Here is a 4,210-nt window from a genome sequence, read left to right as displayed (position 1 = left end):
CGCCGACGCCGAGATCGACCGCCTGCGCAACCTCATCTACATCCGCCACGTGGAGGGCGGGGAAGGCGTGGCCCAGGAAAGCCTGCAGGTGCTGTTTATGGCGCAGGCCCTGGAGCGCGCCGGCGACCACGCCAAGAACCTGGCCGAGGAGGTCTGCCACTCGGTCAGCGGCCACACCCTGCGGCACGTCTTGCGCTCCCAGAATCAGTCCTCGGAGCAGCTCTACCTGCGCTGGCTGCGGGAGCAGCAGCCGCGCCGCGCCTAGCGGCGGCCGCTCCTCCCAGTCTCGCCGGCGCCTCCGCAGCGGCGTCCCGACATCCACTCCCCGGCCTTTTACAGAGATTTCACCTCCCTGTAATCGTTCTGTAACACCCCGCAGATACAACTCACGCGACACGTTTCTTAAGGAGGAACTACGTTGATCCGGAAAATCCTGCTCCTGGCGTTCCTGATGGTGGGTGTGACGGCGGCGGCGACGGCCCAGAACCTGAACGCGGCGGGCGCGACCTTCCCCTATCCCATCTATTCCAAGTGGTTCAACGAGTATCACAATCAGCATCCCAACGTGGCCATCAACTACCAGTCCATCGGAAGCGGCGGCGGCATCCGCCAGGTGCTGGAGGGCACGGTGGACTTCGGAGCCAGCGACGGCCCCATGACCGACGAGCAACTGGGCCAGGCCAAGACCCCCATCTTCCACATCCCCACGGTGCTGGGCGCGGTGGTGCCGGCCTACAACGTGCCGGGCGTCACGGCGGACTTGCGCTTCAGCCCGGAAGTGATCGCCAACATCTGTCTGGGCAAGATCAGCAACTGGAACGACCCCGCCATCGCCAAGGACAACCCGGGGGTGAAGTTCCCCGACACGCCCATCGTGGTGGTGCACCGCTCCGACGGCAGCGGCACCAACTACATCTTCACCGACTATCTCAGCAAGGTGAGCGAGGAGTGGAAGAACCAGGTGGGCAAAGGCACCTCGGTGAAGTGGCCGGTGGGCCTGGGAGCCAAGGGCAACGAGGGCGTGGCCGGGATGATCCGGCAGCAGGAAGGCGCCTTCGGCTACGTGGAACTGATTTACGCCATCCAGAACCACATCGGGTACGGCTGGGTGAAGAACTCGGCCGGCAAGTGGGTGAAGGGCAGCCTGGACGGAGCCACCGCCGCGGCCGGCTCGGTCAAGGAGATGCCGGCGGACTTCCGGGTCTCGATCACCAACCCGCCGGGCGCGACCGCGTATCCCATCGCCAGCTTCACCTGGCTGCTGATCCCCTCCAGCTTTCAAGACCATGCCAAGGGCCAGGCGGTCGTGGACTTCCTGAACTGGATGCTGGACAAGGGCGAGCCCATGACCACGTCGCTGGACTACGCGCCGCTCCCCAAGAACGTCGCTGCCAAGGTGCGGGCGCGGATCAAGGAGATCAAGTACTGAGGGGAGACCGAACGGCAGACTGCTAGGCGGGTGACCGCGCGCTTTCGGCTCCCGGCGTCAAGACGGAAAAACTGTTGAGCTCTCAATTCGAGGAGAAGAGATGAAGGCTGCTCTGAGTATTCTCGCAACTCTGCTGCTGTCGAGCATGCTGCTGGCCCAGGCCGGGCCGGCAGCACAAGATAAACAACCCGCCGACCAGAGCCAGCCGGCCACGGTGACGGCCACACAAGTCAAGGCGCTCGAGGATGCGCTGGCAGCCCAGCAGAAGCAGATCGACGAGCAACGGCAACAGATCGAAGCCCTGCGCGAGCAGTTGGGGCAGCAGGGCACGCCGCACGTGACCGACGCCTCGCTGCACCCGCTGGGCGATTCGTCCTCGCGTGCCGTGGTCAGCGATGCCGCCGGGCCGCAGGAAAAGCCCAAGGAGTCGCCGCTGTCGGTCCGCATCGGCAACACCGAGTTCACCCCGGGCGGCTTTGCCGACTTCACGGCGGTCTTCCGCACGACCAATTCCAACGCCGCCATCGGCACCGGGTTCAACTCCATCCCCTTCAGCAATACGGTCGCAGGACACCTCACCGAGAACCGCTTCTCGGCGCAGAACTCCCGCCTCACCCTGAAGGTGCACGGCCTGTATGGGGAGAATGACGTCACCGGCTACGTGGAGTTCGACTTCCTGGGCAACGCCCCGGCCAACCTCCACGTCACCAGCAACAGCGACACCAGCCGCCTGCGTCTCTACTGGGTGGACCTCAGGCGCGGCAAGTGGGAGTTCCTGGGCGGGCAGTCCTGGAGCTGGCTGACCCCGAACCGCGTCGGGGTGTCGCCCATGCCCGGGGACATCTTCTTCACCAACAACATGGACACCAACTACCAGGTGGGCTTGACCTGGACGCGCGCGGCCCAGTTCCGCGTGGCCTACCACTTCAACCCGCACTGGATCCTGGGCGTCGCCCTGGAGAACCCACAGCAGTACACGGGTCCGTCCGGGGTCACCTTCCCCTTCGCCTTCAATGCGCAACTGGGCGGCCAGTTCGACGCTGGCGCCAACATCGCCACGCCCAACCTGCACCCCGACATCATCGCCAAGCTGGCCTACGACACCGATTTCAGCGGCAAGCACTTCCACGCCGAGGTCGCGGGCGTGGCCACCACGGTGAAGACCACCGTGATCCCGACGCCGGGGGGAACCAGCTTCCGCTCGCAGTCCGCTACCGGCGGTGGCCTCTCCGGTGCCATCAATCTGGAGTTCGCGAAGAACGTCCACTTGGTGGCCAACGCCTTCTGGAGCGATGGCGGCGGCCGCTACATCTTCGGGCTGGCGCCGGATGCGATCGTCTCAATCAGTGGGACGGCCCCGGGGCCCATCACTGCCGGCCCGGTGCTGATCCACACCGCTTCGGGAATCGTCGGCCTCGAGGCCCAGGTCACGCCCAAGCACATGCTGACCGCCTACTACGGCGGGGAGTACGCGGCCCGCAGCACGTTCCACGACTTCTCTGCGCCCACGCTGCTCCTACCGGTCGCATGCTGGCCCGGGGATGCTCTGATCGCGAAGCCCTGCGCCGGCTATGGCTACCTGGGCTCCCCCAACAGCCACAACCGGGCCATCCAGGAAGGCACGATCGGCTGGATCTACACCTTCTGGTCCGACAAGAACTACGGCAAGCTGCAGCTCATCACCCAGTGGTCGTACCTGACCCGGGCCCCATGGTTCGTGGCGCCGGGCGCGCCCAAGAACGCGCACGCCTTCATGGCCTGGGCGGACGTCCGCTACACCTTGCCGTAAGCGAGGTTTGCAACGCAGAGCAGCAGAAAAGCGCCGGCCAACCAGCCGGCGCTTTTGCTTTGCCAGGCCCCTCCCGCCCTGGTCCCGAAGCGAAATATCGTGCGCGAAAGAAACAGTGGACTTCCCGCCTTGTTTACCGGAAGATACCCCGACCGCCAGACCTTGGAGCCTTGAGATCTGTTGCCCAGACAGCTTCGGGCAAGACAGGGCATTGCTGTGGGCGGAGTACATCTAGCCCTCCAAAGGGCATGCGAGGAGAAGCGATGAAGTCCCTACTAACGTGGTTCTCTGTCCTGCTGCTGTCGGGAACGATGCTGGCGCAAGCCGGACCGGCAGCGAAAGACCCCCAACCCGCCGACCAGACCCAGCCGGCCACGGTCACGGCCGAGCAGCTCAAGGCGCTGCAGGATGCCCTGGCGGCCCAACAGAAGCAGATCGACGAGCAACGGCAACAGATCGAAGCCCTGCGCGAGCAGTTGGGGCAGCAGGGCACGCCGCACGTGACCGACGCCTCGCTGCACCCGCTGGGCGATTCGTCCTCGCGCGCGGTGGTCAGCGATGCCGCCGGGCCGCAGGACAAGCCCAAGGAGTCGCCCCTGTCGGTCCGCATCGGCGGCACCGAGTTCACCCCGGGCGGCTTTGCCGACTTCACCGCCGTCTTCCGCAGCACCAACACCGGCACCCAGATCGGCACCGGCTTTGGCAGCATCCCCTTCAGCAATACCATCCAGGGGCACCTCACCGAGAACCGCTTCTCGGCGCAGAACTCCCGCCTCACCTTGAAGGTGCACGGCCTGTACGGGGAGAATGACGTCACCGGCTACGTGGAGTTCGACTTTCTGGGCACTCAGCCGGCCAACGTCTGGGTAACCAGCAACAGCCAGACCAGCCGCATGCGCCTCTACTGGGTGGATGTGAAGCGCGGCAAATGGGAGTTTCTGGGCGGGCAGTCCTGGAGTTGGCTCACGCCCAACCGCGTCGGCCTCTCGCCC

At 65.4% G+C, this 4,210-nt stretch carries 4 protein-coding genes; all 4 read left to right on the top strand.

What is annotated here, in order from left to right:
* A partial coding sequence (locus VEG08_10320) for a PhoU domain-containing protein (protein ID HXZ28379.1) occupies positions 1-265 on the top strand: 265 nt, incomplete at its 5' end.
* Between the two features lie 153 nt (positions 266-418).
* Positions 419-1,429 carry a phosphate ABC transporter substrate-binding protein PstS gene (gene pstS, locus VEG08_10315; GenBank protein ID HXZ28378.1) on the top strand — a complete coding sequence of 337 codons (1,011 nt, stop codon included), beginning with the start codon at positions 419-421 and terminating at the stop codon, positions 1,427-1,429.
* Between the two features lie 100 nt (positions 1,430-1,529).
* Entirely contained in the window at positions 1,530-3,218 is a 1,689-nt protein-coding gene (locus VEG08_10310) for a hypothetical protein (GenBank protein HXZ28377.1), read from the top strand.
* 263 nt (positions 3,219-3,481) lie between these two features.
* Positions 3,482-4,210 (top strand): hypothetical protein (locus VEG08_10305; GenBank protein HXZ28376.1); only part of this gene is annotated, 729 nt, incomplete at its 3' end.

The organism is Terriglobales bacterium (assembly GCA_035624475.1).
In the GTDB taxonomy this organism is placed as follows: Bacteria; Acidobacteriota; Terriglobia; order Terriglobales; family Acidobacteriaceae; genus DASPRL01.
Note: the sequence above shows the minus strand (reverse complement) of the source record. Positions and strands in the feature narration are given on the sequence as shown.

What these genes read in the sequence shown, in the direction of transcription:
- VEG08_10310 (HXZ28377.1), top strand. Translation starts at nt 1,530, where the DNA reads ATGAAGGCTGCTCTGAGTATTCTCGCAACTCTGCTGCTGTCGAGCATG.